Annotated in this window: 28 protein-coding genes; 15 read left to right on the top strand and 13 right to left on the bottom strand. The window is 60.2% G+C overall.

The genetic code is table 11. The annotated features are described in order from the left end of the window. Nucleotides 1–7: 7 nt before the first annotated feature. On the bottom strand, nt 8–1192 hold the full coding sequence (locus GQ39_RS01885; RefSeq protein WP_047526811.1) for a cyanate transporter: 1185 nt from the start codon (nt 1190–1192) through the stop codon (nt 8–10). 390 nt (nt 1193–1582) lie between these two features. On the opposite strand from GQ39_RS01885, the gene GQ39_RS01890 reads away from it, so the two are divergent. The 5 genes from GQ39_RS01890 to GQ39_RS01910 all read left to right on the top strand — a co-directional run bounded on the left by GQ39_RS01890 (nt 1583) and on the right by GQ39_RS01910 (nt 6552). After that, nucleotides 1583–3232 (top strand): phosphoethanolamine transferase, encoded by a 1650-nt coding sequence (locus tag GQ39_RS01890; RefSeq protein ID WP_047526813.1) that lies wholly within the window; start codon nt 1583–1585, stop codon nt 3230–3232. Between the two features lie 56 nt (nt 3233–3288). Next, nucleotides 3289–3951 carry a class I SAM-dependent methyltransferase gene (locus tag GQ39_RS01895; RefSeq protein WP_047526815.1) on the top strand — a complete coding sequence of 221 codons (663 nt, stop codon included), beginning with the start codon at nt 3289–3291 and terminating at the stop codon, nt 3949–3951. Nucleotides 3952–4074: 123 nt separating this feature from the next. Further along, nucleotides 4075–5208, top strand: coding sequence for a ribonuclease D (gene rnd / locus GQ39_RS01900; protein WP_047526816.1), 1134 nt, complete (start codon nt 4075–4077; stop codon nt 5206–5208). After that, nucleotides 5205–5498: a YcgL domain-containing protein gene (locus tag GQ39_RS01905; protein ID WP_047526817.1), complete on the top strand. Its 294-nt coding sequence runs from the start codon at nt 5205–5207 to the stop codon at nt 5496–5498. Before rnd ends, GQ39_RS01905 begins: the two co-directional genes overlap by 4 nt. A 121-nt stretch (nt 5499–5619) precedes the next feature. Further along, the gene (locus tag GQ39_RS01910) at nt 5620–6552 is read left to right on the top strand and encodes a D-2-hydroxyacid dehydrogenase (protein WP_047526818.1); all 933 of its coding nucleotides are present in this window, start codon (nt 5620–5622) and stop codon (nt 6550–6552) included. 131 nt (nt 6553–6683) lie between these two features. Here GQ39_RS01910 and GQ39_RS01915 read toward each other — a convergent pair whose 3' ends face one another. Continuing rightward, a complete protein-coding gene (locus GQ39_RS01915) occupies nt 6684–7277 on the bottom strand; it encodes a nitroreductase family protein (protein ID WP_047526820.1) in 594 nt (197 codons plus the stop codon). A 165-nt stretch (nt 7278–7442) separates the two neighbouring features. Between GQ39_RS01915 and GQ39_RS01920 the strand changes: the two genes are divergently transcribed. Next, complete coding sequence (locus GQ39_RS01920) at nt 7443–7892, top strand: YcgN family cysteine cluster protein (RefSeq protein WP_047526821.1); 450 nt, start codon at nt 7443–7445, stop codon at nt 7890–7892. A gap of 125 nt (nt 7893–8017) precedes the next feature. Beyond that, the gene (locus GQ39_RS01925; RefSeq protein WP_047526823.1) at nt 8018–9250 is read left to right on the top strand and encodes a hypothetical protein; all 1233 of its coding nucleotides are present in this window, start codon (nt 8018–8020) and stop codon (nt 9248–9250) included. Nucleotides 9251–9380: 130 nt separating this feature from the next. On the opposite strand, the gene GQ39_RS01930 is transcribed toward GQ39_RS01925, so the two are convergent. The 5 genes from GQ39_RS01930 to GQ39_RS01950 all read right to left on the bottom strand — a co-directional run bounded on the left by GQ39_RS01930 (nt 9381) and on the right by GQ39_RS01950 (nt 12638). Next, complete coding sequence (locus GQ39_RS01930) at nt 9381–9758, bottom strand: YgaP family membrane protein (RefSeq protein ID WP_047526824.1); 378 nt, start codon at nt 9756–9758, stop codon at nt 9381–9383. Between the two features lie 82 nt (nt 9759–9840). After that, nucleotides 9841–10311: an RNA methyltransferase gene (locus tag GQ39_RS01935; protein ID WP_007911337.1), complete on the bottom strand. Its 471-nt coding sequence runs from the start codon at nt 10309–10311 to the stop codon at nt 9841–9843. A gap of 73 nt (nt 10312–10384) precedes the next feature. Next, on the bottom strand, nt 10385–11248 hold the full coding sequence (locus GQ39_RS01940; protein ID WP_047526830.1) for a hypothetical protein: 864 nt from the start codon (nt 11246–11248) through the stop codon (nt 10385–10387). A 283-nt stretch (nt 11249–11531) separates the two neighbouring features. Continuing rightward, complete coding sequence (locus tag GQ39_RS01945; protein ID WP_007944009.1) at nt 11532–11903, bottom strand: YajD family HNH nuclease; 372 nt, start codon at nt 11901–11903, stop codon at nt 11532–11534. Between the two features lie 48 nt (nt 11904–11951). Beyond that, on the bottom strand, nt 11952–12638 hold the full coding sequence (locus GQ39_RS01950) for a spermidine synthase (RefSeq protein ID WP_047526860.1): 687 nt from the start codon (nt 12636–12638) through the stop codon (nt 11952–11954). Nucleotides 12639–12732: 94 nt separating this feature from the next. Between GQ39_RS01950 and GQ39_RS01955 the strand changes: the two genes are divergently transcribed. Continuing rightward, nucleotides 12733–13023, top strand: a complete 291-nt coding sequence (locus tag GQ39_RS01955) for a hypothetical protein (protein ID WP_047526862.1) — start codon at nt 12733–12735, stop codon at nt 13021–13023. Here GQ39_RS01955 and GQ39_RS01960 read toward each other — a convergent pair. Both GQ39_RS01960 and GQ39_RS01965 read right to left on the bottom strand, forming a co-directional pair. After that, entirely contained in the window at nt 13020–13493 is a 474-nt protein-coding gene (locus tag GQ39_RS01960; protein ID WP_047526864.1) for a cyclic nucleotide-binding domain-containing protein, read from the bottom strand. The two genes, GQ39_RS01955 and GQ39_RS01960, sit on opposite strands and share 4 nt — an antisense overlap. A gap of 108 nt (nt 13494–13601) precedes the next feature. Beyond that, nucleotides 13602–15656: a S9 family peptidase gene (locus tag GQ39_RS01965; RefSeq protein WP_047526865.1), complete on the bottom strand. Its 2055-nt coding sequence runs from the start codon at nt 15654–15656 to the stop codon at nt 13602–13604. Between the two features lie 227 nt (nt 15657–15883). Between GQ39_RS01965 and GQ39_RS01970 the strand changes: the two genes are divergently transcribed. The 3 genes from GQ39_RS01970 to GQ39_RS01980 are packed head-to-tail and all read left to right on the top strand — an operon-like array spanning nt 15884 to nt 17745. After that, nucleotides 15884–16381: a hypothetical protein gene (locus GQ39_RS01970; RefSeq protein ID WP_047526866.1), complete on the top strand. Its 498-nt coding sequence runs from the start codon at nt 15884–15886 to the stop codon at nt 16379–16381. A 32-nt stretch (nt 16382–16413) separates the two neighbouring features. Then, nucleotides 16414–17190, top strand: a complete 777-nt coding sequence (locus tag GQ39_RS01975) for a class II glutamine amidotransferase (RefSeq protein WP_047526868.1) — start codon at nt 16414–16416, stop codon at nt 17188–17190. Between the two features lie 12 nt (nt 17191–17202). Further along, nucleotides 17203–17745 carry a DUF2937 family protein gene (locus GQ39_RS01980; RefSeq protein WP_047526869.1) on the top strand — a complete coding sequence of 181 codons (543 nt, stop codon included), beginning with the start codon at nt 17203–17205 and terminating at the stop codon, nt 17743–17745. 47 nt (nt 17746–17792) lie between these two features. On the opposite strand, the gene GQ39_RS01985 is transcribed toward GQ39_RS01980, so the two are convergent. After that, nucleotides 17793–18707 carry a LysR family transcriptional regulator gene (locus GQ39_RS01985; protein ID WP_047526871.1) on the bottom strand — a complete coding sequence of 305 codons (915 nt, stop codon included), beginning with the start codon at nt 18705–18707 and terminating at the stop codon, nt 17793–17795. Nucleotides 18708–18866: 159 nt separating this feature from the next. On the opposite strand from GQ39_RS01985, the gene GQ39_RS01990 reads away from it, so the two are divergent. The 4 genes from GQ39_RS01990 to GQ39_RS02005 all read left to right on the top strand — a co-directional run bounded on the left by GQ39_RS01990 (nt 18867) and on the right by GQ39_RS02005 (nt 22597). Next, entirely contained in the window at nt 18867–20153 is a 1287-nt protein-coding gene (locus GQ39_RS01990; RefSeq protein ID WP_047526872.1) for an MFS transporter, read from the top strand. A gap of 73 nt (nt 20154–20226) precedes the next feature. Beyond that, complete coding sequence (locus GQ39_RS01995) at nt 20227–20979, top strand: 5-oxoprolinase subunit PxpA (protein WP_047526873.1); 753 nt, start codon at nt 20227–20229, stop codon at nt 20977–20979. Further along, nucleotides 20976–21680 (top strand): 5-oxoprolinase subunit B family protein, encoded by a 705-nt coding sequence (locus GQ39_RS02000; RefSeq protein ID WP_047526874.1) that lies wholly within the window; start codon nt 20976–20978, stop codon nt 21678–21680. Before GQ39_RS01995 ends, GQ39_RS02000 begins: the two co-directional genes overlap by 4 nt. Next, nucleotides 21677–22597 (top strand): biotin-dependent carboxyltransferase family protein, encoded by a 921-nt coding sequence (locus tag GQ39_RS02005; protein WP_047526875.1) that lies wholly within the window; start codon nt 21677–21679, stop codon nt 22595–22597. Before GQ39_RS02000 ends, GQ39_RS02005 begins: the two co-directional genes overlap by 4 nt. A 43-nt stretch (nt 22598–22640) precedes the next feature. On the opposite strand, the gene GQ39_RS02010 is transcribed toward GQ39_RS02005, so the two are convergent. The 3 genes from GQ39_RS02010 to GQ39_RS02020 all read right to left on the bottom strand — a co-directional run bounded on the left by GQ39_RS02010 (nt 22641) and on the right by GQ39_RS02020 (nt 25943). Next, nucleotides 22641–23819: a vWA domain-containing protein gene (locus GQ39_RS02010; RefSeq protein ID WP_047526877.1), complete on the bottom strand. Its 1179-nt coding sequence runs from the start codon at nt 23817–23819 to the stop codon at nt 22641–22643. Between the two features lie 18 nt (nt 23820–23837). Further along, nucleotides 23838–24683 carry an AAA family ATPase gene (locus GQ39_RS02015; protein ID WP_047526880.1) on the bottom strand — a complete coding sequence of 282 codons (846 nt, stop codon included), beginning with the start codon at nt 24681–24683 and terminating at the stop codon, nt 23838–23840. A gap of 183 nt (nt 24684–24866) precedes the next feature. After that, the gene (locus GQ39_RS02020; protein WP_047526882.1) at nt 24867–25943 is read right to left on the bottom strand and encodes a DUF748 domain-containing protein; all 1077 of its coding nucleotides are present in this window, start codon (nt 25941–25943) and stop codon (nt 24867–24869) included. Nucleotides 25944–26055: the final 112 nt, after the last annotated feature.

Here is a 26055-nt window from a genome sequence, read left to right on the forward strand (position 1 = left end):
CTCCGAGTCAATCAAAGTGTCGACTGTAGTGCAGTGGATTGAAGCGCCAGACCATCAGCAGCATCAGCGCCATGACGGCGGTGAGCGTCCACCAGGCCCAGTCGAAGCCTGCGAACTGATCTCGAATCATCCCGGCCACCAGCGGCGAGAGCCCGGCGATCAAATAACCGATGCCTTGCACGAACGCAGTCAGGCCACCGGCGCGCCGAGGATCATCCAGATGATCCAGCGACACGATCAGGCTCATCGGAAACAATCCGCCAATACCCAGCCCCAGCAGACACGGCCACAGAAGGCTCAAGTGATGCGGACTGAGTATCAGCCCGCAGAAACCGGCCATGATCAGCACCAGCAACACCCCCAATACCCTCCGTCGGTCGCGGCTGCGGCTGGCGAGGGCGGGCGTCAGCAGGCCGGACAACACCTCCATGGCCGTTAGAAATCCCAGCAGTAAACCGGCGTCCTGTTCGCTCCAGCCTGTTTCTACGTAATACGGCGCCAGCCAGGCCAGGACACAGGTGTAGGAAGCCGTGCCCAGGCCAAAGAAAATGGCGAGTAACCAGGCACGAGGGTTTCTGAAAAAGGACCTGTTGCTCGATAACCGGGCTGGCTGTGTCGGCATCCCGGCGCGTTGGGCGCACCAGAACAGCAGTGCCGGCACGGTCAGCAACGCCCAGCCGGCGAGGCCCAGGCGCCAACTGCCGGTGCGGGTCATCAGCCATGGCGCGAAAGAGGCGGCGAGGGCGGCGCCGCCCATGATCGACGTGACGTAGAAGCCCATGTACAAGGCAGCATTGTCGCTGAAGCGGGATTTGATCAGCACCGGCATCAGTGCCTGGATCAGCGCGATACCGATGCCGGCGAGTACCGCGCTGAGAATCAGTTCGGCTGCCGAATCGACGAACAAACGCGACACCGTGGCCAGGCCGATGATCAACAATGACAGCACCACGGTGCGTTGTTCGCCGAGGCGTTGACTGACACCGAGCCCGACAAACATGGCCAGCCCCATGGCCATCACCGGCAGCATGGTCAGCAACGACGCCAGCGTGAAGCTCAGCGGGATGTCGCCGCGAATGGCCGTCAACAGCGGGCCCACAGCGGCCATGGAGGGGCGCAGATTGAGGGCGATGAACATGATGCCGAGCATCAGCCACAGGGCGGAACGGGAGCTTGAGCGAACGTTTTCCATACGCGGACCTTGATTGGCAGTGGGCCGATTAGGCGCGTGCGATCTGCAGGCCGCAAATCAGAAAGTCCGGAGGTGTATTTAGAAGTTAAATAATGCTGGCGGCGACGTTGAACCAATGGGGGCGAGCGGCCGTCGATATCGACGGTTCATCGGCGCGACCGGCGAAGGTGACAGGCGATGGCGGTTGACCCCGGCCTGAACAGAGCTGAATGAAAGCTGAACAGTTCTCAAATAGTCCGAAAGTTTCTGTCTGTCACCTGAAGCCAACCATTAATTGGCTTCTTTTTCACAAAAAATTGATGGTCGACGGCCTACAGTTCAGGCCGTCGCGGCAAACGGAACATTTTCTCATTTGCCGAGGCCTTTCTTTTCAGGAACAGCCGATCCCCCATGTTGAAGATAAAAGCCGTGCGCCCTGAGTGGGTGACATTGATAGCCAGTGCCTTTTTGTTGGTCGCCTTCAATTTTGTTTTGTGGCAGCACCTGTTCGACATTACCGCGGCTGACGGCAAGGGCATCGTCATGCGAGTTGCCTTCGGGGCGATGATTCTCGCGGCCTTCAATATTATCCTGACCTTGCTGGCTTTCCGCCCTGTCCTTAAGCCGATTCTGACCCTGCTGTTCATGGTCAGTGCAGGCGTCGCTTATTTCATGAGTCAGTATGGTGTCTTGATTGACGCCGGCATGTTCCGCAATTTCGCTGAGACGAATGCCACGGAAGTGCGTGACTTACTGTCGATAAAGTTACTGGTTTATATAGTGCTGCTGGGTGTTTTGCCGTCGGTCCTTTTGTGGAAAACCCCCATCAGCTACCGTCGCTGGCACCGCGAACTGCTCAGCAAGGTGTTGGTGAGTGTGGCGTCGGTCGCGGTTATCGGTGGTGTTGCGCTGGTCAACTATCAAGGCCTGTCGTCGTTGTTTCGCAATCACCATGAGTTGCGCCTGATGGTGGTGCCGAGCAACTACATCGGTGCTTCGTTCGGTTACTTGCGTGAGCAGGTCGTGTCCGCCCATCAACCCTTTATCAAAATCGGTGAAGATGCCCAGCGAAATCCGGCCTGGCAAACCCACAACCGTAAATCCCTGACTGTTCTGGTGGTGGGCGAAAGTGCCCGGGCGGAGAACTTCGGCATTCTTGGGTACAACCGCGACACGACCCCCAAGCTTAATAAAGAAGCGGGTCTGATTGCATTTACCAATGTGCATTCCTGCGGGACTGAAACCGCAGTCTCGGTGCCGTGCATGTTCTCGAACATGGGGCGCAATGATTACAAAGCCAGCAAGGCGAAGAATGAAGAGGGCCTGCTGGACGTACTCAAGCATGCGGGGCTGGATGTGATCTGGCGCGACAACCAATCCGGTTGTAAAGGTACTTGCGATCGGGTCACGCTCGATGACGTCAGTAACCTGAAAGACCCGGTGTTGTGCGCCAACAGCGAATGCCGGGATGAAATCCTGCTGCAAGGTTTGCAGCACTTCATCGATACCTTGAGCAAAGACACGGTATTGGTCCTGCACCAGATGGGTAGCCACGGTCCGGAATACTACAAGCGTTATCCGAAAGAATTCGAACGCTTCACACCCGTCTGTGAAAGCAATGCACTGAACAACTGCAGCCGTGAAAGTATCGTCAATGGCTATGACAACACGCTGGTGTATACCGACCATGTGTTGTCGACCTTGATTGATCTGCTGCGCAGCAATCAGCAGAAAGTCGATACCGCAATGCTCTATTTGTCGGATCACGGCGAATCCCTGGGCGAATACAATTTGTTCCTCCACGGCACGCCTTACATGTTAGCGCCGGAACAACAGAAGCATGTTGCGATGCTGGCCTGGTTCTCCGACAGCTACCAGAAGTCGTTCTCGGTAGACACCCATTGCCTGCAACAGGGTCGTGAAAAACCACTGAGCCAGGACAACCTGTTCCATTCGATGTTGGGTCTGCTACAGGTCAACAGCAAGACCTATGACCAGGGTCTGGATATGTTTGCCGGATGCCGTGGCGCGGTGAAAGACGGAGTGTTGGCCAAAGAGTAACTGGACCTTTTTTTTCATATAGCGACCGCTAAAACTACGATCAAGAGTCATTGCACATGTCCGCTCAGCCCCCATCCGCCATCGAACTCGAGTTCGCCCGGCGCTACGATCAGGAACACGCCCGCGTCTGTCTGCAGCCGCGGGCGCAGGGCTTGGTCGAGCGTCTGGCGTTCTGGCGTGAAGAGCGACTGGTACGCAATGCGCTCAAGGTCGCTGGCGAGCCAGGCCTGATCCTCGACGTGGCCTGTGGCGTCGGGCGCTTCTGGAGAGTGCTGGCCGAGCATGGGAATCGGGTGATCCTTGCCTCCGATCCGTCCCAGGACATTCTCGATCATGCCCGGACCCACCATCCGCAGAGTCTGTTGAAGCGGATAAGGACCTTTCAAAGCTCAGCGTTCAACATCGGCTTGTCGGAAAATGCGGTCGACTGCATTTCCTGCATGCATCTGTTTCAGCACATTGCCTGCTCTGAGCATCGTTTGGCGCTGCTGCACGAGTTTCACCGGGTCGGTCGCGATACCGTGATTGTCGCCGTACGGGTCAGTGGACGGTTCAAGGGGCGACGTTCAGACGAGGAGGGGCATGCAGCCCGTCCGCTGGTCAACAAGACCGAACTGGAAGCCGAGTTCAAGCAAGCGGGTTTCTGCGTACTCAGCCATCAGGACTTCCTGCCAGGCTTCGCGCCAATGCGGGTTTATGTACTGCGCAAGGCCGGCTAGCCCCTCGCTGTCGGACTATTCTTTCTATCCGTCAGGTGTTTTCGCCAAGGCTCTTGTTCAGTGGATGCGCGGAAATCGCCGGGCGCGATATATACTGCGCGCCATTCTTCAAGGGAGAGCCGTGTGGCCATCGATATTCACTGGATTCGCGACAACGATAGCCTCGGTCGGTTTTGCACCGAGTGGCAGCAGTTGCCATACGTTGCCCTCGACACCGAATTCATGCGGGTCGACACCTTCTATCCCATCGCGGGCCTGTTGCAGGTGGGCGATGGCGTACGTGCTTACCTGATCGATCCGCTGACCATCGACAACTGGCAGCCCTTGGCCGCATTGCTGGAGAACCCGGCGGTGGTCAAGGTCGTCCATGCATGCAGCGAAGACCTCGAGGTCCTGCTGCGCCTGACGGGTAGCCTGCCAACGCCATTGTTCGATACCCAGCTGGCTGCCGCTTACCTGAACCTGGGTTTCTCCATGGGGTATTCGCGTCTGGTGCAGGAAGTGCTCGGTATCGACCTGCCCAAGGGCGAGACCCGTTCCGACTGGTTGCAACGCCCGCTTTCCGAAACCCAGATCAGCTACGCCGCCGAAGATGCCGTGCACCTGGCCGAAGTGTTCGTGAAGCTTCGGCCGAAGCTTTCCGACGACAAATACGCCTGGGTCCTGGAAGACGGTGCCGAACTGGTGGCCAACCTGCGCCGCGAAATCGACCCGTACGAGGTCTATCGCGACGCCAAGCTGGCCTGGAAACTGTCCCGCGCCCAACTTGCCGTACTGCGCGAGCTCTGCGCCTGGCGTGAGAAAGAAGCCCGCGCCCGTGACCTGCCGCGTAACCGGATCATCCGCGAGCATTCGCTGTGGCCACTGGCCCGGACGCAGCCGGACAACCTCGGCGCGTTGGCGAAAATCGAAGACATGCACCCGCGTACCGTGCGTCAGGACGGCGAATTTCTGCTTGATCTGATCAAGCGCTCTGGCAGTGTGTCGCCGGATCAATGGCCGCTCGCTGTGCCGGAGCCGTTGCCGGTGGACGCCGCCGTGTTGCTCAAGCAAATGAAAGCCATCGGCCAGGCCGAGGCCGAGCGCCTGAACATCGCGCCGGAACTGATGCTGCGCAAGAAAACCCTGGAAGCGCTGCTGAAAAGCGGCTTCCCCAATGGTCCCTACCAATTGCCTGATTCGTTGCGTGGCTGGCGCCGCGAATTGATGGGCCAGGCGCTGCTCGACAGCCTGGCCACCGCCGGAGAACAGCCTTGAAACGTATTTGCTCCATCTACCGCAGTTCGAAAAGAAACGAAATGTACCTGTATGTGCTCAAGAGCGATGCTCTGGAGCGCGTGCCCGAGCCCTTGATGGTTGCCTTCGGCAAAGCCATCCATGCCTTCGACCTGGTGCTGAGCCCGGAGCGCAAACTGTCGCGCGAGGACATCACCGTTGTGCTTGAAAACCTCGAAAAACAAGGCTATCACCTGCAAATGCCGCCGGCCGAGGATGAGTACATCGAGCACTTGCCGGAAGAGTTGTTGCGCCGCAACGACCCTATGTAATCGGCGGACAGGCTCTGTTCAGAGCCTTTGTGACCCACTGGAATGATTTTGGCGATGGCCATGCCGAGGGAGCGAAACTCTGTCGGCGGTCGTCTGCAGCGTTTTTTTGAAAGGTTGAAGCATGCGCGTTCTGATTGCTGAACACGACCACCCTGTGTACGCCCAACTGTTGCGTGAAGCAGCGCCCGACCTGGAAGTGCTGACCAGCGGTGATTCCGCCGAGCTGGCCTGCCAGGCGGCCGACTGCCCGGTCTGGCTCGGACAGCCCGACCTGCTGGCGACGCTGCTGCGTCAAGGCCATCAGCCGCAATGGCTGCAATCGACTTGGGCCGGCATCACGCCGCTGTTGGCCGACGGTTTGCCAAGGCACTATCGCCTGACACGTGCGGTGGGGATTTTTGGTCAGGTCATGGCTGAATACGTACTCACCTACATGCTTGGGCACGAACGGGAAGTGCTGGCGCGGTTGGTCAGCCAGGTCGAGCGCAAGTGGGACAGTCGCCATGGGCAAAGCCTGGCGGGACGCAAGGTATTGATTGTCGGCACCGGTGACATCGGCCAGACCGTGGCGCAGTTTCTTCAACCCTTTGGCGTCGAACTGTACGGTATCGCCAGTTCGGCCCGCGAGCAGGCGCCGTTTGTCGAAGTCGGCTCGCTCGACGATTTACCGCGTCTGGTCGGTAAAGTCGATTACGTGGTCAATCTGCTGCCCAATACACCGAATACCCACGATATTTACAACGCCGCGTTGTTCAAACAGTTCAAGCCGACCGGTTTGTTCATCAACGTCGGGCGCGGTGTGGCAGTAGTCGATGCGGACCTGGTGGAAGCCTTGAAAGAAGGGCACCTGGTGGGCGCCGTGATCGACGTCTGCCGTCAGGAACCATTGCCGCAACGTCATCCTTTCTGGACGGCTTGGGGCTTGCTGCTGACCGGTCACAGCTCGGCACCGACCTCGCCATCGTTGATGGTGAAGCTGTTTGTCGAGAACTTGCGGGCTTATCAGGCCGGTGAGGCGTTACGCGGGGAAGTGGATTTCAACCGCGGGTATTGAATTCCCTTTAAACCTGTAGGCGTCGAGCTAGCTCCGGGCGGCGTTCCGACGATGCGGTTTCACGTTCAACACATTGTTTACGGTGAAACCGCCATCGCGAGCAGGCTCGCTCCCACAGGGGGGCGCCGTTCTTAGAGGGTGAAGTCGCCTTCAGCCGCCAGCTCGCTCAATGGTCGGCGCGGGCTCGGTTCTTCGCGGGCTTGCAGGTAGTCGGCCAATGTCGACTTGTCGCCCAGTTTGCCGATCGCCACGGCGGCGTGCAGGGCGTAGCCTTCAGGAATCTTCAACTCTTTGCGCGTCAGCGCTTGATCGAAGCCGGCCATGCCGTGGGTATGCCAGCCGCTGATGCTTGCCTGCAGCGCCAGATGACCCCAGGCCGCACCGGTGTCAAAGGTGTGCCACAGGGCCGGGGTTTCTTCGGTGGCGCCGGGCACGGCGAAAGTGGTTTTCGATACCACGATCACCAGAGCCGAGGCATGTTGCGCCCAACTGCGGTTGAATTCGTTCAGCAGACCCAGATAACGCTCCCAGTTCGGCGTATCCCGGCGTGCGTAGAGAAAGCGCCAAGGCTGCGAGTTGTACGCCGACGGTGCCCAGCGCGCGGCTTCGAAAAAGCTCAGCAGCGTTTCTTCGGGAATGGCTTCGCCGGTGAAGGCGCGCGGCGACCAGCGATGGGTGAATTGAGGGTGGATGGCATAGTCGGCTACGCGTGGGTTGGCACTCATCAACAGATTCCTTGCTAGGTTTTAATGTGTGGGGCGAGGCAAAACCCTACTTGGCGGCGCAAAAACTGACAAGCGCGTTCTACCGACAGTCGCCAACGCTTGGCCGACGGGCCTTGCGGCACTAGACTGGCGGCCTTTTCACCACCTGATGTTGATGCTTGAGCCATGGCCGCCAAAGTCGAACCGTTCTGGATACGCAAAACCCTCGATCAACTGGATCACGAGGAATGGGAATCGCTGTGCGACGGCTGCGGCCTGTGCTGCCTGCAAAAGCTCGAAGATGAAGACGACAATAGCGTCTATTACACGCGCATCGCCTGCAAACTGCTGGACCTGAAAACCTGCCAGTGCACTGACTATCCCAACCGCCGTGACTTCGTGCCGGACTGCATCCAGCTCACGCCGGGCAAGGCGGACGAGTTCAAATGGCTGCCGCCGACCTGCGGTTACCGGCTGGTCAGCGAAGGCAAGGACCTGCCGCTGTGGCATCACCTGGTGTGCGGGGATCGCGACGCGGTGCATCACGAACGCATTTCCCAGTCCGGGCGCATGCTTGCCGAAGGCAGCGTGGCCGAAGAGGATTGGGAGGATCACCTGATTTTCCGTGCCGGTTGATCGTGGCGAGGGAGCTTGCTCCCGCTTGAGTGCGTAGCGCTCACAACATGGGCAGTGATAACAAAAAAACGGGGCTGTTTCGCAGCCCGGCGCGAGCAGGCTCGCTCGCCACACTAGGGGACTGTATGGCTGTGCGATGGCGGCGGGCGTTGATCATTGGGTTACTGACCCTGAGCTCGCCAGCGTGGGCGGCAGGCAAGAAAATCGATCTGGATTACCACGTGCGCCTGTTGCCCCAAAGTGATCAGGCTGAGGTGAGACTGACCCTGGCCCAGGGCTCGGCGGTACGCAGCCTGGATTTCGACCTCGGCGACGGCAGCTACTACAGCGATTTCAAGGCCGACGGCCAATGGCAGCTCACGCCCGGCAAGCAAGCCCGTGGCGTGTGGCGCCCCGCAGCCGACAAGGCCAGCCTGACCTATCGTGTACGCATCAGTCACGGGCGCAAGAGCGGCAGTTTTGATACGCGCATGACCCCGTCCTGGGCGCTGATGCGAGGCGATGACCTGGTGCCCGCCGCCAAACTCGATCAACAGGATGGCATCGAGCTGATTTCACGCCTCGAGTTCGAGTTGCCCAGCGGTTGGAAAAGCGTAGAAACCGCCTGGCCGCGGATCGGCAAGAACAAGTTCCGCATCGACAATGTTTCCCGACGGTTCGACCGGCCTACTGGCTGGATGCTTGCCGGGCACCTCGGCAGCCGTCGCACTCGACTCGGGGAAACCGAAGTCACCGTGGCCTCACCCCGAGGCCAGGGCATGCGCCGCATGGATGTGCTGACGTTGCTGACGTTTGTCTGGCCGCAAGTGCAAGCCGTGTACCCACGTCATCCCACCAAACTGCTGATTGTCGGCGCCAACGATCCGATGTGGCGCGGTGGCTCGGCGGCGCACGAGTCGATCTACCTGAACAGCCGTTTGCCATTGGTCAGCGAGAGCGGCTCCAGTGCCTTGGTGCGTGAATTGGCCCAGGTGTTCGGACGGATCAACGATACGCAGCGCAGTGACTGGATCGGCGAAGGGTTTGCCGAGTACTACGCCATCGAACTGGTACGCCGTGCCGGTGGTATGAGTGACGAGCGTTATCAGAGCCTGCAGGAGCGGTTGAGCAAGGACAGCCAGAACGTCACGACCTTGCGTGGCGAGCAGGTCAGCCCGGCGCAGGTTTCAAAAGCGGTGGTGTTGATGCAGGAACTGGATCGCGAAATTCGCCTGAAGACACGCAACAAGCGGTCGCTGGATGACGTATTGCGTGGGGCGATGCGGTTGGAGAGCGTTGACACCAAGGCGTTCGTGCAGCTCAGCGAGAGCGTGCTGGGCGAGTCTTCCAAAGTGTTGGATACCGCGCTGATCCAGTAAATCCGCCCTCGCTGGCAAGCCAGCTCCTACAGCGGATTCTTGTCAGTCACACCGGTTGTGAGCGAAACCGATCAACTTTGGGAGCTGGCTTGCCAGCGAAGAGGCCATAAGCCTCACCGCCTGTTTCGAATCAAACCCCGGTTTCCGGCGACTTCAAGGCGTCATTTCCGGTCACGGTCGCCGTTTTCGTCGCCGCTTCGGCATTCGCCTTCAGCCGACTCAAGTCCTCACCGGCACGCTGAATCTTCGCTCGCACGTTGTCCATGTCCTGGCGGCTTTTCTCCAGCAGGCTTTTCGCCGAGCTGTGGCCGGTGATGCCGCGGGCCAGGGCGACGCCGCCGATGGCCACTTGAATCAAGCCGAAGATGCCGCCGCGACGCAGGCCCTTGCCGACCATCACCACGCCACCGGCCAGGGAACCGATGCGCTCCCAGCCCTGCACATTCTGCTCGGTGTGCGTCTGTAACGGGGTGGATTCGATACGCTCAACGCGTTTGAGTTCGCTCATGATCTGTCTCCAGGCAGGATCAGTATGGATAGTTAAGCTGACTGCCAGGGCCGTCAGCTCGTTCCATCGGATGTGCGGCGATTCAGCGGAATTTTGGCCCCGAACGGGTATTGAGCCCCTTGGCCATGCGGTCGTAAAGCACAACGTTGACCGTAGCGGCCAGGTTCATGCAACCGGTGGTCGGGATGTAGACCACGTCTTCGCACCAGTCGCGAATCTCTTTATCCAGCGAGCCGTCTTCCGGACCGAAGATGTACAGTGCGCGGTCCGGGTGGGTGTATTCGGGCAGCGGGCGGGCGCCTTCAACCAGTTCCACGGCGACGGGAACACAATTGAGGGGCAGGATTTTTTTCAGGTCGTCGATGCCGATCAGCGGGATGTCGTAATGCACGCGCTTGGTGTCGGTGACGAAATCGGCGGCACGCTCATAGCGCTTGCCGGTGTAGAACACCGACGCCACACCGTAGCAGCCAGCGGCGCGCATCACCGAACCGACGTTCTCCGGTGATTTGGGGTTATACAAACCAATGCAGCTGTACCGTTTGTCTGCCACGAGCGAAGCGCCTTTCAGGAAAAAAGCGCGATTATACGGGGTTTGGGGACGGGCCGCTGATTCGGCGACAGGCTCATTGTGTCGCCGGCGTCAGCGCCTTGATCCTGTCCATCATGGCATTCCCGGCATTGTTGATCTGTTCGTTCTGTGGGTTTTTGCTGGCTCCCGGGTCGCTATCGACGCCGGCGAGAATTTCAGCAAGGTTATGGAAGTGGCCGGTTTTCTTTCCATCGTCCGCGGAGTCCTTGCTGCCATTGGCATACTGATTCAATGCGTCTGCCAACGTCATGTGCTGAGACAGCCACTGCGGTGTGTTCTTTTCTTCGGGGCTCATGTTTTCGAGGAAGTTCAGCGCCGCCTTGGCCCGACCGACCGGGTCATTGGCGAAAGGGTCTTTCCAGTTTTTCTTCTGATCATCGGGGCCGCTGTAGTGGCCAGACGCCAGTCGAGCCTGCTGTTGCATCAGCCCTCTGGCCGCCTCCTGTTCGTCCTTCGAAAACAGTCCGCCTTCATTCGTCGCGACGGCATTGAGTGAACGGCGATCCAGGTCACCCATCAGCGCATTGCGGTCTTCGACGCTGCCGCTGTAGGGCTTGTCGCCGGCGTTCATCTGCGCGTATTTCTGATCCATGCGTTTGCGCGCATCGGTGGCCACTTCTTCGAATGTCTTGCCCGCTGAGCTGGAAACCGCGCCCGGTCGGGTGACACCCAGCACCAGGGCATCAGCGTTCATGCCAGCACGCACCGGAAAAAACGGTGCATTGTTGGCAATCGAGCCGCTGTAATCGGCGGCTGTTTTAGAGAGGCTTAGCGAATCTTCATTCCTTGTTTTGCTGGCCGTCTGCTCGCTGTCAGGGGCGACGGATCGGGTCTTCGCCTCGGACGTGTTGTTGTAGGCCAAGATAGCGGCGCTGTCGAAGGTAGAAGTGACGTTCATAAAACGGGCCTGTCCATGTATGACGCGGTTCAGAGGCAACGTGAGCGCTCAGGGGCTTTTTTGGCGCTCAATGTATTGAACCTGATACATGGCAAGAACAGTGCCATCATGGGGTGGTGGCCATGTGATGGGCGCTTTGTAACGGACGGGACACATTGCAGCTTGGGAAAGGGCGGGAATTTTTTTGCCGTTAGCGGCAGGTTGTCGCCGGCTGCTGTCAGATTTTGCCGGGTTATTGACACGATACCTGCAGGAGCGAGCCCGCTCGCTCCTGCAGGGGGGGTCAGTCTTCTTTTTTCATCAATCCCGCCAAAGCGGCAAACGGGTTATGGGTGGCCTTGGCGATTTTCGGCGTGCTCAGCGAGCCTTCGCCGAAATACTGCTGATCGGTGTAGCGCGAGTGCTCATTGTCGTGGCAATACAGGCACAACAATTCCCAGTTCGAACCATCCTGAGGGTTGTTGTCGTGGTTATGGTCACGGTGGTGCACGGTCAGTTCGCTCAAGCGCTTGCCGGAGAATTCACGGGCGCAGCGGCCGCATACGTGCGGGTACATCTTCAGGGCCTTGTCGCGGTAACCCATTTCCTTGTCGCGCTGGTTGTCGGCGAGGATGCGATCCAGCTTCGAGGTATTGGTCGGGGTGGACGAACTCATGGGTTCACCTTTGTAAAAGACTAATGACGGTTATGACGTAAGTTTAGCTTAGCCCTTGAGCTTCTCGGCAATCCAGATGGTGTGCCGGGTGCCCTTGTTGCCATGGGCGAAGACTTGCACTTCCTCGGCCTTGAAACCGGCCTTTTTCAGCTTGTCGGAAAATTGCCGGTCCGCGCTGGCCGACCAGACCGCCAGCACACCCTTGGGCCGCAGGGCCTTGGCGCAGGCGCTCAAGCCGCCAGCGGAGTACAGCCAGCTGTTGGCCCTCTGAGTCAGGCCTTCGGGGCCGTTGTCGACATCGAGCATGATCGCATCGAAGCCCTGCGGCTCGGCTTGCAGCACTTTGGCCACGTCTTCCAGGCGGATGACCGTGCGCGGGTCGAGCAGCGGGTTGCCGGACTTTTCGCCCAACGGCCCGCGATTCCATTCGACCACGCCGGGCACCAGTTCAGCGACCACCACTTCAGCGGTCTTGCCCAGGTGCTTGAGCGCCGAGGCGAGGGTAAAACCCATGCCCAGGCCGCCAATCAGCACCCGTGAGTTCGGGCGCCCGGCGACCTTGCGGCAGGGGATTTCGGCCAGCGCATCCTCGGAGCCGTGCATGCGCGTGTTCATCAACTGCCCGCCGTCACCCCCCTGGATCTTGATGACGAAATCCTCGCCGTACTCGAACAGGCACAGGGCTCCGCCATTTTCAGGGATTGGCGCGGTGTCGAGCAGAACGAAACGTTTCATAGGGCTCTCTTGAGAAGAATTGGCAAGACGGGGAGGGCAAACACCCGTAGTTGGGAGTAGCCTGCACATGACAACAAGGCCAACGGAGCCATTGATGAAGCGCACCATTCTAACGGTCATTGCCCTGGCCGCGCTCTCGATTACTGCAGTGCAGGCCCAACCGCTGCAAACCACTCCCGTCACTCCCGTCCCGCTGCCCGGCTCGCCGGGTACCGCGACGCCCACGCCTTATCCGCAAATCAGCCCGGCGCCCATGCCGAAAGTCGGCCCCGGCAGCGGTGGTCCGCCATTGGTGCCAATCGAGATGCCCAGCCCGCCGACCAAGGATCAACCGGTGCCCGGGATTGAACCAAACCCGCCGAAAACCAAATCGCCCGGGGGTTAGACTTGCTGTAAAAGCAGCTGCCCGTCGGCCATGCGCAAGCGTTTGGAGAGCGAAACGGCGAGGGCCCGGATGATCTTGGCGGCGATTTTTGGCGCGTCGTTGAGCATCTTTTCCAGGGAGTCCTTGCCCAGGTTGAGCAACTGACAGTTGCTCGCGGCCACGCAACTGGCCGAGCGACGTTCGCCGTCAAGCACCGCCATTTCGCCGAAGGAGCGTCCGCTGCGCAGGGTCGCGATGGTCACCAGTTGTCCGTCGCCGTTGGTTTTCTGTACCGCCACTTGCCCGGTGTGGATGATGCACATGAAGCTGCCGGCATCGCCCTCATGGAAAATCTCTTCGCCCTGGGCAATGGTGCTGATGCTGAAATAGCCCGAGGCGGCGGCAAAGTCCGCTGGCAGCAATTGGTTGAACAGGCCGCAGTCCATCAGCCAGTCGCGGATTTCATTGTTGAGCAAGGTCGGTTCTGACATGTCGTGCGGTCTTTTTGTTGTGTCCAGGTTCAGATTTCACCCAGGGTGATCTTCGTTGTATCGGGTCCGGTGTGCTGGTCTTGAGACCGGTTCGTCGGGACAAGTTCCTCAGGCGATCCCCAAAACCCTGAACAAAAATGCGTATTCGAGTGCTGTGTCACGCAATCCCTGATATCGGCCGCTCATCCCGCCGTGCCCGGCGCCCAGTTCGGTCTTGAGCAGCAGGGGGTTTGTATCGGTTTTGGTCGCGCGCAATTTGGCCACCCACTTGGCCGCTTCCCAGTACTGCACGCGGCTGTCGTTGTAGCCGGCAATCACCAGGGTCGCCGGATACGCTTGCGCAGAGACGTTTTCGTACGGGGCGTAGGCCTTGATCCGATCATAGACGTCCGGTTCTTCAGGGTTGCCCCATTCGTCGTATTCAGTGACGGTCAGCGGCAGGTCCGGGTCGAGCATGGTGTTGAGTACGTCGACGAACGGCACTTCGGCAATCGCCGCGCCGAACAACTCCGGACGCTGGTTGAGCACCGCGCCGATCAGCAGGCCACCGGCGCTGCCACCGCTGATTGCCAGTTGCGCGGCACTGGTGAAGCCATTGGCGATCAAGTGTTCGGCGCAGGCGATGAAGTCACTGAACGTGTTGTGTTTGTGTTCCTGCTTGCCGGCGCGGTACCAGGCTTCGCCCAGTTCGCCACCGCCGCGCACGTGTGCGATGGCAAACGCCATGCCGCGATCGAGCAGGCTCAGGCGGGCGTGGGAGAACCACGGATCGAGGCTTTCGCCATAGGCGCCGTAGCCGTACAGATACAACGGCACCGGTTTGCCGAGCGCTTCGCGTTTGACCACCAGGCTGATCGGCACCTGCGTACCGTCAGGCGCGGTGGCCCACAGGCGCTGGCTGACATAGGCGTCGGCGTCGAACGGGCCGAGCACCGGGGTTTGCTTGAGAACTTGTTGTTCGCCCGTGTTCAATTCCAACTGGCGGATTTGCGCCGGACGGTTCAACGCTTCGTAGCGCAGCCGAATCCGCTCGCTGACGAACTCCAGGCTGTTTTGCACGTGCAGGCTGTAGGCCGCGTCCGGTAGTTGCACGCGGTAGCTCGGCAGGTCTTGCGGGTGCACTTCGATGATCGGCAAGCCGCCTTCGCGCAGGCTGAGCGTCATGGCCCCGGCGTTCAGGCTCATGCCGTCGATCATCACGCTGTCGCTATGGGGGATCAGGCTCTGCCAATCGGCTTCGCTCGGTGCCACACCACTGTCAACCGCGGTGTACAGGGCGAAGTTGATGCCGTCGCGGTTGCTGCGGATGAACCAGGTCCATTGGCCGTCGCGCGCGCCGTGGTCGACGTCGTACTCGTGATCCTCGACCCGTGGCGCGATGCAGGCAAAGGCTTGCTGCGGCTGGTTGGCATCCAGCACCCAGACTTCGCTGGTGGTCTTGCTGCCCAGGGACAGCAGCAATTGCTGCTCGGAACTCGAGCGGTAGCAGTGCATGAAGAAGCGGCCGTCCGGCTCATGAAACACTTCTTCGGCCGCCGTGCCGTCGAGGCGATAGCGGTACAGCTTGTGCGGACGATGGGTGTCGTCCAGCTCGCCGAAAAACAGGGTCAGGCTGTCGTTGGCCCAGGTCATGCTGCCGTCGCAGTCCTGGAACTCCAGTTCGCTGACGCGTCCGTCGGACAATTCCTTCACGAACAGCGTGTAAATTTCATCGCCCGTTGAGTCGACGCTGTAGGCCAGGCGCTGGTGGTCCGGGCTGATGCTGAATGCCCCCAGGGAGAAAAAGCCGCCATTGGCCAACAGGTTCGGGTCAAGCAGCAATTGTTCCCGGCTTTCATCGAGTTGCAGGCTGTCGTCGGCCGGGCGCGGGCAGCGGTAGTGGCGGGCGTATTCGTCACCCGCCGTGGTGCGCGTGTAATACAGGTAAGGTCCCCACGGGGAGGGCAGGGACAGGTCGGTTTCGAGAATCCGGCCCTTGATCTCTTCGAACAGGGATTCACGCAGCCCGGCCTGATCGGCGGTTTGCGCTTCCTGATAGCTGTTTTCAGCCTTGAGATAGTCGAGCACGGCATCGGTGTCGCGCTCTTGCAGCCAGGCGTATGGGTCGGAACCTTCGGCCTTGTGGGCAACCGGAGCGTCGCAAAGGGTGGCGGATAGCGGCATGGAGGACTCTCGAACTGTAAACGGAATAGGTTTTGAACCTGTGGGAGCGAGTTTGCTCCGGAGGGCGTTCCGACGATAGCGTTCTGACAGTCAGTATGGATGCTGGATGTGCTGGCCTCATCGCGAGCAAGCTCGCTCCCACAGGTCCTGTGTCCCGACCGGCTGCCATTGATGCAGCCTCAAGGACGAAAAGCCGTTATCATAAGCGCCTCTTTGCCTGCCTTGCCATGGACACCATGACCGAGAACGACTATCTGATCGCTTGGGGCCTCTACGCCTTTGCCGCTTTGGGCTGCCTGTTGGTGTGGATGCGCATCACCCGCTGGATGTGGCGTTGGCTGCGTGAGCCGCTGCGGTTGCTGGTGGCGGTGCTGCTGTTTTCCCCGACCATCATCGACCCCGTGAAGGAAAAGGTCGCCCCGGCCATCGCCATTACGGCCCTTGATCTGTTGTTCAAGGTCGGCAACAACGCGTGGCGGGCGATCTCCGATCTGTTCATGTACGGCATGATCGCGTTTGGCATTTACCTGGTGTTCGTGGCGATTCGCTTCCCGATCGAGCGCGCCTCCAATGCGCGCAAGGAAAGGGCCGCCGCCGCCAAAGCGGCCGCGCTTGCCGAGGAACCGGAAGAGGAGCGTGCCTTCGGCGGCGCTGGCGACGATCGCTATGGTCGCCCCCCTGTTCCGAGCAATCCCCAGCGTATGCGGGTCGAACCCCGTCTGTAACGTCGCCCCTGGCTTGAAGCGAGAGTCCGAGCATGTGTGAATTATTGGGCATGAGCGCCAATGTGCCGACCGATATTGTGTTCAGCTTCACCGGGTTGATGCAGCGTGGCGGCCGTACCGGTCCGCATCGCGACGGCTGGGGCATCGCCTTCTATGAAGGCCGGGGCTTGCGTTTGTTCCAGGACCCGGCGGCGAGCTGCGAGTCGGAAGTCGCGAACCTGGTTCAGCGCTACCCGATCAAGAGCGAGGTCGTGATCGGGCATATCCGCCAGGCCAACGTCGGCAAGGTCTGCCTCTCCAATACCCACCCTTTCGTACGCGAGTTGTGGGGCCGTAACTGGTGTTTCGCCCATAACGGTCAACTGGCGGACTTTAATCCCGGCGCCAGTTTCTATCGTCCGGTGGGCGATACCGACAGCGAAGCGGCGTTCTGCGATTTGCTCAACCGCGTGCGTGCGGCATTCCCCGAGCCGGTCGAGGTCGAGGAACTGCTGCCCGACCTGGTGGCCGCGTGTGCCGAATATCGCAGCAAAGGCGTGTTCAACTGCCTGCTCAGCGACGGCGACTGGCTGTTCTGCTATTGCTCCACCAAGCTGGCGCAGATCACCCGCCGAGCCCCGTTCGGCCCGGCGCGCCTGAAGGACGTCGATGTCATCGTCGACTTTCAGGCCGAAACCACCCCCAACGACGTGGTGACGGTGATCGCCACCGAACCCTTGACCGAAAACGAAACCTGGACCCGCTACGAACCGGGCCAATGGAGCCTGTGGCGACGCGGCGAATGCGTCAGCCAGGGCAGGACCGAATAAGGATTCATCCCCATGTTGCTCAGTTACCTACGGCTGGTGTTGTTCGCGGCGGGCCTGTTGATCGGTGTCCAGGTGCCGGGGTTCATCAATGATTACGCCAAACGGGTCGAGGCCCATCTGATCGAAGCGCAGGCCAGCCTGAGCGGATTTCAGGGGACGGCCAATCAGTTCTTCAAAGGGGATATGCAGGCCCTGGTGGCCCATTATCGTGCCAGCGAAGACCCGATTTTCCGCAGTGACGCCGACAGCCTGAGCAACCTGCTGACCCGCCAACTGGCGCTGGACAAGCAGTTCCAGGCGATGCAGGGGCCTTGGTACATCCGTTTCCTGCAAGTGGTGCTGGCCGCCGATCCCGACATTCGCAAGGAAACCTGGAATGGCTACAGCTACCAGATCCTGTTGACGCCGGAAGCGATGATCTGGGGCATGAGCGGCGCGATGTTGCTGTCGTTCGGCCTGGAGTGCCTGTTCCGACTGATAGACTGGGTGGTGCTGGGCGGCAAGCGCTTGCGCCAGAGCCGGCCGATCGAAGAGCGGGATCTACGGGGCTTGTGAACAAGGCCCGTGTGGCGAGGGCGCTTGCTCCCTCGCCACACGGTTCGCTAGTCCGCCAGTACGATGTAGCTTTCTCCCACCCTGCGCGCATACCCCTCCAGCACCTGCTGACATAACGCCACAATCTCCTCGACCCACTCCGCGCCCACCCGCCACGACACCACCACCTGCAGATTCGGTGGACGTTGCTCGATGGCCAGCAAGGTCAACTCCCCGCGCGCCAGTTCCTCAGCCACCAGCACTGGCGGCAACGCACCAATCCCGAAGCCATCGCGCAACAATCGGGTGATCGCCGATACCGAGTTCACGCAATTGAGCCGCGGCGCCGTGACGCCATTGGCCTGCATCAGCGCGAGCACTTCCTGGTGCGGATGGGAGTTTTTCGAGTAGGTGATGATCCGTTCATTCGCCAGATCGGCGACGCCTGAATACTCACGGTTGTAGAGGGAATTGCTGGCGACGATCCAGCCCATGGGATGGCTGGCCAATTCCAGGCTGCGGACGCTTTCCTGGCGTAACAGATCGGTTTGCAGGATCAAGTCGAGAAAACCTGTTTGCAGCTGATCGCAGAGGTTCAGCGAGGTATCGGCCACCAGCTCGATTTCCACCAGCGGATAGTGATCGGTCATCTGTGCCACCAACGGGCTGAGCCAGGTGTGGATGACCGTGTCCATCACGCCGATGCGCACGCGCCCGGCCTTGCTCGAACGGTTCTCGATCGACTGCCGCAGCGCCTGCATGGTGTCCATCATCTGCTCGGCATAATCGAGCACCTTCAAGCCTTCGGGCGTCAGGCTGACACCACGGGAATCGCGCAGAAACAGCTTCACGCCAAGCTCACTTTCGAGCACGGCGATGCGGCTGGAGATCGACGCCTGGGTGGTGAAGAGTTTTTCGGCGGTCAGGCGAAAGCTCTTGAGGCGGGCGACCCAGACGAAGGTCTCGAGAAACTTCAGGTTCATGGGGGCGGCTCGGGGGATAAAGATTTCTTATGTCTAGGGCGGGTTTTTATTAGTTGGACGCAGCAGGGCAAGCGGCCCAAAAATCGATGCATCCGGTTCCCACGATAGGCGTCGTCGGGGCTCAGAACAATACCAATAAAATCAGCGCGGAGATTCGCCATGAGTGCGCCCGACACCTCCTTCATCCCGAAAACCACGGTTCGCCCCGGACCTTTCGATTGGTATCGCAACATCAATCAGCAAGAACGTCGCACCTTCTGGAGCTGCAAGATCGGCTATGGCCTGGACGGCATGGACACCCAGATGCTCAGCTTCGTCGTGCCGACCCTGATTGCCATGTGGGGCATCACCACCGGGCAGGCCGGGCTGATTCACACCAGCACGCTGATCGCTTCGGCCATCGGCGGTTGGGTGGCCGGCATTCTCTCCGACCGCATCGGCCGAGTGCGTACCCTGCAACTGACGGTGTTGTGGTTTGCCTTCTTCACCTTCCTCTGCGGTTTTGCCCAGAACTACGAACAGCTGTTGATCGCCCGCACCCTGATGGGCTTCGGTTTCGGTGGCGAGTGGACGGCTGGCGCAGTCCTGATGGGTGAAGTGATCCGGGCCCAGGATCGCGGCAAGGCCGTCGGCATGGTGCAATCCGGCTGGGCACTGGGTTGGGGGCTGACGGCCATTCTCTATGCGCTGTTGTTCTCGGTGTTGCCAGCAGAGGATGCCTGGCGCGCACTGTTCATTCTCGGCATCGTGCCGGCGATTTTCGTGATCTTCGTCCGTCGCCTGGTCAAGGACCCGGAAATCTACCGCGAGGCCAAAGCCAGGCAGGAGCCGAGCAACCCGTCGAAGTTCTACGAGATCTTCGCGCCCGGCATGCTCTTCACCACGTTTCGCGCTTCACTGCTGACCACCGGCGCGTTGGGTGGCTACTACGCGATCACGTCCTGGTTGCCGACCTTCCTGAAGAACGAACGCGGTTTGAGCGTACTCAATACGAGCGGTTATCTGGCGATGGTGATCGTCGGGTCCTACGTGGGGTACGTCATCAGTGCCTACTTGACCGACATCCTCGGCCGCAAAAAGAACTTCATCCTGTTCGCGGTCGGCTCGTTCACCATAGTGCTGCTCTACACCCAACTGCCGGTCAGCAACGGTGTGATGCTCTGGCTGGGCTTTCCGCTGGGTTTCTTCGCCTCAGGCATCTTCAGCGGCATGGGCGCGTTCCTGACCGAGTTGTTTCCGACGCGGATTCGCGGTTCAGGCCAGGGCTTTTGCTACAACATCGGCCGGGCGCTGGCGGCGTTGTTCCCGCTGCTGATCGGTTTGCTCAGCCAGAAAGTACCGCTGAGTGTGGGAATCGGTGCCTTTGCGGCGGTTTCCTACGGCGTGGTGATCCTCGCGGCCCTGAGTTTGCCGGAAACCCGTGGCAAGCAACTCGACGCCCAGTAACTGATAATCTGCGGACCTGTCTTACAGATATGTCCCGCAGCTAAAAAGAAAAATGCCTACAGGAGTGTTCACCGTGAGCCGCCTGCTATTGAACTGTGACATCGGCGAGAGCTTCGGCAACTGGACCATGGGGCTCGACGCCGAGGTCATGCCCTTTATCGATTGCGCCAACATCGCCTGCGGTTTCCACGCCGGCGACCCGAGCATCATGCGCAAGACCGTCAGCCTGGCCCTCAGCCACGGCGTACAGATTGGCGCCCATCCCGCCTACCAGGACCTGGTGGGCTTCGGCCGCCGCTCCATGGCTTACGCCGCCCAGGAACTCCAGGACATTCTGCATTACCAGATCGGCGCCCTCGATGGCATTTGCCGGGCCCAGGGCGGTCGGGTCAGTTACGTCAAACCCCACGGCGCGATGTACAACGACATGATGGCCAACCCGGCGCAATTGCGTGCGGTGTTGCAGGCCGTGGCCAGTTATGACCGCAGCTTGCCGTTGATGTTAATGGCCACCCGCGACAACAGCACCGCGCAGCAGATGGGCGATGAATACGGCGTGACCCTGTGGTTCGAAGCCTTTGCCGATCGCGCCTACGACAGCGCCGGGATGCTGGTATCACGGCAACTGCCGGGCGCCGTGCACCATGAGCCGGAGAGAATCATCGAGCAGGCGCTGATCATTGCCCGTGGCGACCCCCTCACCGCCAGCGACGGCAGCGCCTTGCACTTGCAGGCCAACACCCTGTGCGTACACGGCGACAACGCCAGTTCGGTGGCCGCCGTGCGGCGCATCCGCGAGGCCTTGAATCAGCAGAGCGCGTCATGAAACTGCGGGTGGAAGTGGTCGCGCTGGATTGTCTGATGGTGCGTCTGTTCGATGAAATCGCCGAAGCCAACATGCCGTGGATGCTCGCCGCCAGCGAAAATCTGCGCAGCGCTTTCGGTGAACATCTGATCGATCTGGTGCCGTCCTACACCACGCTGATGGTGCATTACGACCTTGTCGCGTTGAGTCCGGCCCAGGCACGGGAGGTGATTGCCGAAGCCTTGATCGATCTGTCGCCCAACGCCCGTACCCGTGGCTCCTGCCATGTGCTGCCAGTCTGGTACGACTTGAGCGTCGGTCCGGAGCTGAGTCTGTTGTCACAGCGCAGCGGGTTGACGGTGGCGCAGGTGATCCGTCGGCACAGCCAGCGTGAGTATCAGGTGTTTGCCCTGGGTTTCGCGCCGGGCTTCGCTTTCATGGGGCTGGTGGAAGAGGTGCTGGCTGCGCCGCGCCTGGACACCCCGCGCAAGAAAGTTGCCGCTGGCAGTGTTGGCATCGCTGAACGGCAGACCGCCGCCTACCCGGTGGTGTCGCCGGGGGGCTGGAACCTGATCGGTCGCACGCCGGCCAAGTTGTTCGATCGTCACCGCGACGGCTACAGCCTGATGCAGCCGGGCGATACCGTGCGTTTCGAAGCGGTGGATCACGCCGAGTTCATTAACCTGAGCGGTGATGACACGCCATTGGAGGGCCAGGCATGAGCCGTCTGACGATTGAAGCCAGTACGCCGCTGTGCCTGTTGCAGGACGCCGGGCGCTTTGGCGTGCGGCACCTGGGCGTGACCCAGGGCGGTGGGCTGGATTGGCGTTCGCTGTCCTGGGCCAACTGGCTGCTGGGCAACCGGCTGGATGCACCGGTGATCGAAATCACCCTCGGCGGGTTCACCGTGGTGGCCGAGGATGATTGCGTGCTGGCGCTGGCCGGGGCCGATCTTGGCGCGCAGGTGGACGGTGAGGCGCTAGCGCCGTGGCGCAGTTTCAGATTGCACAAAGGTCAACGACTGCAATTCACCCAGCCGTTGCTCGGTGCCCGGGCCTATCTGGCCGCGCCGGGCGGGTTTGATGCGCCGAAGGTGTTGGGGAGCAGCGCGACGGTGGTGCGCGAAGCACTCGGTGGCCTGGATGGCATGGGCCGCCCGTTGGGCAAGGATGACTCGCTCGGTTATTCGGGCAACTCGGTGATGCTGCTGCGGCAGTTGCCGGCGGACCTGCGACCGGATCTGCAGCTGGAGGCGCCGCTGGACCTGGTGTTGGGGGCGCAAGTCGGCGAGTTCAGCGGCCAGAGCCTGTTCGACGCGTTCAACAACCCATGGCGCCTGGACAGTCGCGCCGACCGGATGGGCATTCGCCTGCTGGGCACGGCGTTGCAGTACCAGGGCAAGCCGATGATTTCAGAAGGCATCCCGCTGGGCGCCGTTCAGGTGCCACCGGACGGGCAGCCGATCGTGCTGCTCAATGATCGGCAGACCATTGGCGGCTATCCACGATTGGGGGCGTTGACGCCATTGGCGCTGGCGCGGCTGGCGCAGTGCCTGCCGGGGGCGCAGGTGCGGTTGCGGCCGGTGGTGCAGGACGTGGCGCACCGCGAGCACATCGATTACCTGCGCCGGTTCAGTTGACCCAGGTAGGAGCTGGCAAGCCAGCTCCTACAGGGCAGTGGGATTACTTGGACAGAAACCGCATTCCTTCCTCCAACCCGCGAAGGGTCAGTGGATACATCTGGTCCTCGATCAAGTCCCGCACAATGTTGGTCGAGGAGGTGTAGCCCCAGGTGTCTTTCGGATACGGGTTGATCCAGATGAGCTTTTTGTACTTCTCCTTGAACCGCTGCATCCACACGTAGCCAGCTTCTTCGTTCCAGTGCTCGACGCTGCCGCCGGGCTGGGTGATTTCGTAGGGCGCCATGGCGGCGTCACCGATGAAGATCACTTTGTAGTCGGCACCGTACTTGTGCAGCACGTCCTGGGTCGACGTACGCTCGGAAGTGCGGCGCATGTTGTTCTTCCACACCGATTCATAAATGAAGTTGTGGAAATAGTAATACTCCAGATGCTTGAACTCGGTCTTGCAGGCCGAGAACAGTTCTTCGCAGATCTTCACATGGGCGTCCATCGAACCGCCGATGTCGAACAGCAGCAACAACTTCACCGTGTTGCGTCGCTCGGGTCGCATCTGGATGTTCAGCAGGCCGGCGTCCTTGGCGGTGTGATCGATGGTGCCGTCGATGTCCAGTTCTTCGGCCGCCCCCTGGCGGGCAAACTTGCGCAGGCGGCGCAGGGCCACCTTGATATTGCGCGTACCCAGTTCCACCGAATCGTCGAGGTTCTTGTATTCGCGCTGGTCCCAGACCTTGACCGCCTTGCCCTGGCGCTTGCCGGCATCGCCGACCCGAATGCCTTCCGGGTTGAACCCGCCGGAGCCGAACGGGCTGGTGCCGCCAGTGCCGATCCACTTGTTGCCGCCGGCATGGCGTTCCTTTTGCTCTTCCAGGCGCTTCTTGAACTCTTCGATCAGCTTGTCCAGACCGCCAAGGGACTGAATCGCCGCCCGCTCTTCATCGGTCAGGGAACGTTCGAATTCCTTGCGCAGCCAGTCTTCGGGGATCAGGGCCTGCAAATGGTCGTCGAGTTTTTCCAGGCCGTTGAAGTACGCCCCGAAGGCCCGGTCGAACTTGTCGAAATGCTTTTCGTCCTTTACCAGGATCGCCCGGGACAAGTAATAGAACTCGTCCATGTCGGCGAAGGTCACGCGCTGTTTCAGCGCGTTGATCAGGTCCAGCAGCTCGCGCACCGAGACCGGGACCTTGGCTGCGCGCATTTCATTGAACAGATTGAGCAGCATGGCATTTGCCCCAGATGATCAACGACTGCCGCGACGGCTCATGAACGCCAGGCGCTCAAGCAGTTGCACGTCCTGTTCGTTTTTCACCAAGGCGCCGGCCAGCGGCGGGATGGCCTTGGTCGGATCGCGTTCGCGCAGCACGGCTTCACCGATATTGTCGGCCATCAGCAGTTTCAGCCAGTCCACCAGTTCGGAGGTCGATGGCTTCTTCTTCAGGCCCGGTACCTTGCGCACGTCGAAGAACACGTCGAGGGCTTCGCTGACCAGGTCTTTCTTGATGTCCGGGTAGTGCACGTCGACGATTTTCTGCAGCGTGACGCGGTCGGGGAACGCGATGTAGTGGAAGAAGCAGCGGCGCAGGAAGGCGTCCGGCAGTTCTTTTTCGTTGTTGGAGGTAATGATGATGATCGGGCGTTTCTTAGCCTTGATCGTCTCGTCGATTTCGTAAACGTAGAACTCCATCTTGTCGAGTTCTTGCAGCAGGTCGTTAGGGAACTCGATGTCGGCCTTGTCGATTTCGTCGATCAGCAGGATCACCCGCTCTTCGGATTCGAAGGCTTCCCAGAGCTTGCCCTTTTTCAGGTAGTTGCGTACGTCGTGGACTTTTTCGTTGCCCAGTTGCGAATCACGCAAGCGGCTGACCGCGTCGTACTCGTACAGGCCTTGATGGGCCTTGGTGGTGGACTTGATGTGCCAGGTGATCAGCTTGGCGCCAAAGGATTCGGCCAGTTGCTCGGCGAGCATGGTCTTGCCGGTGCCCGGTTCGCCCTTGACCAGCAACGGCCGCTCCAGGGTGATGGCGGCATTGACCGCCAGCTTCAGGTCATCGGTGGCGACGTAGGCCTGGGTGCCTTCGAACTTCATCTGCTAATCCTCGAACGGTAACGCCGACCTGAACGAGGCAGGGCGGGGCGCAATAAAATGGGTCAACCCCGACTATAACGCGGTGCCCGGTCGACTGTGAACGCAGACGGCTTATTCAGTCTCTGAATGGAGCGTCACATCCTGACTGGGTCGCGGCGGTTACCGGGCATGTCCATCTGGATATTAACCGGCATCCGGCTTCGGTCGTTCGTAGCGGGCATTGAATGCCTGAATGAATCCATTACGTAAAATCTGCAAAAACGCCTGGAACGCGCTGACATCTTGTTGATGTACGTTGCCACTGAGTTCAACCCGGGTGGCAAACTGGTTCTTGCCCTGGTTTTTCAGCACGGTCTCGGAGCCTCCGACGATGGCCTCCCAGATGGAGCGGAAAATCCCTTTGTCCTTGTTTTCCACATCCTGCTGCCAGTTGAACACGTCGACATCCCTGAGCAGCGGTTTGATATAGCCCGTCAATTTGGCCTTTTTGGCCTGTGCTTCAATGACCACGTCGCCATGGCCGCCATTGAAATCGAACTTGCCGTAGGCCGAAGCGAAGTCGTTCATGCGCTTGAGTTCGATGTCCTTGGCTCGCAGGCGAAACTCGAAGTCTTCGAAATTGCTCAACGGGTCGAAGGTCGCGGTGGTTTCCAGTGGCGCATGCCCCAGCAACAGGGCTTTCCCTTCGAAGCGGGCGTCGCGTTTGCCTTCGGTATCCACCACGTTGGTCAGGTTGTAGATGCTGGCGTTGACCTTGGTGGCGTTCATATTCACCGGGGGTTTGGAATTGAAGTTGCGGAAGCTGATCTTGCCGTCATCGATTCGCACTTCATTCAGCGTGATCGGCAGCAATTTGCCCAGTTGGGCGCGCCAGTCGGTGCCCCGGCCCGTCTGGGAGTTCTGTTTGTTGGCACCGCCATCGACGAAGTTCACCTCGGGGTTGATGAACTGCACCTGTGCCACCACCGCATGGTCGTACCACAGCGAATGCCAACTGACCGAGAGGTCGATCAGCGGCGCATTGACGAACGGTACTGGCACCTTGCCGTCGACTTTGACGATTTTCAGGCCGTTGATTTTGTAGGCGCCGCGCCATAAGGCCAGGTCCACGTCAGTGACTTGCCCACGGTATTCGCCCATGTCCGCCAACTTGTCGTTAAGGTAATTGCGCACCAGGTAGGGCAGGGCGATGTGCAGGGCAACCAACAGTACGACGAGGCCTGCGAAGGTCCATAGGGGCCAGCTGTATCGACGTTTCATGATGGCAATTCTCTGGCGAACTATAGCGATTGACTGCGCCGGCCCGCGGACGTTCGCCTGACTGGACGCCCACGACCAACAGGCATACCTTTGTGCGCTTATCAAATGCTGT

It is taken from the genome of Pseudomonas sp. 11/12A (assembly GCF_000800055.1).
In the GTDB taxonomy this organism is placed as follows: Bacteria; Pseudomonadota; Gammaproteobacteria; order Pseudomonadales; family Pseudomonadaceae; genus Aquipseudomonas; species Aquipseudomonas mohnii.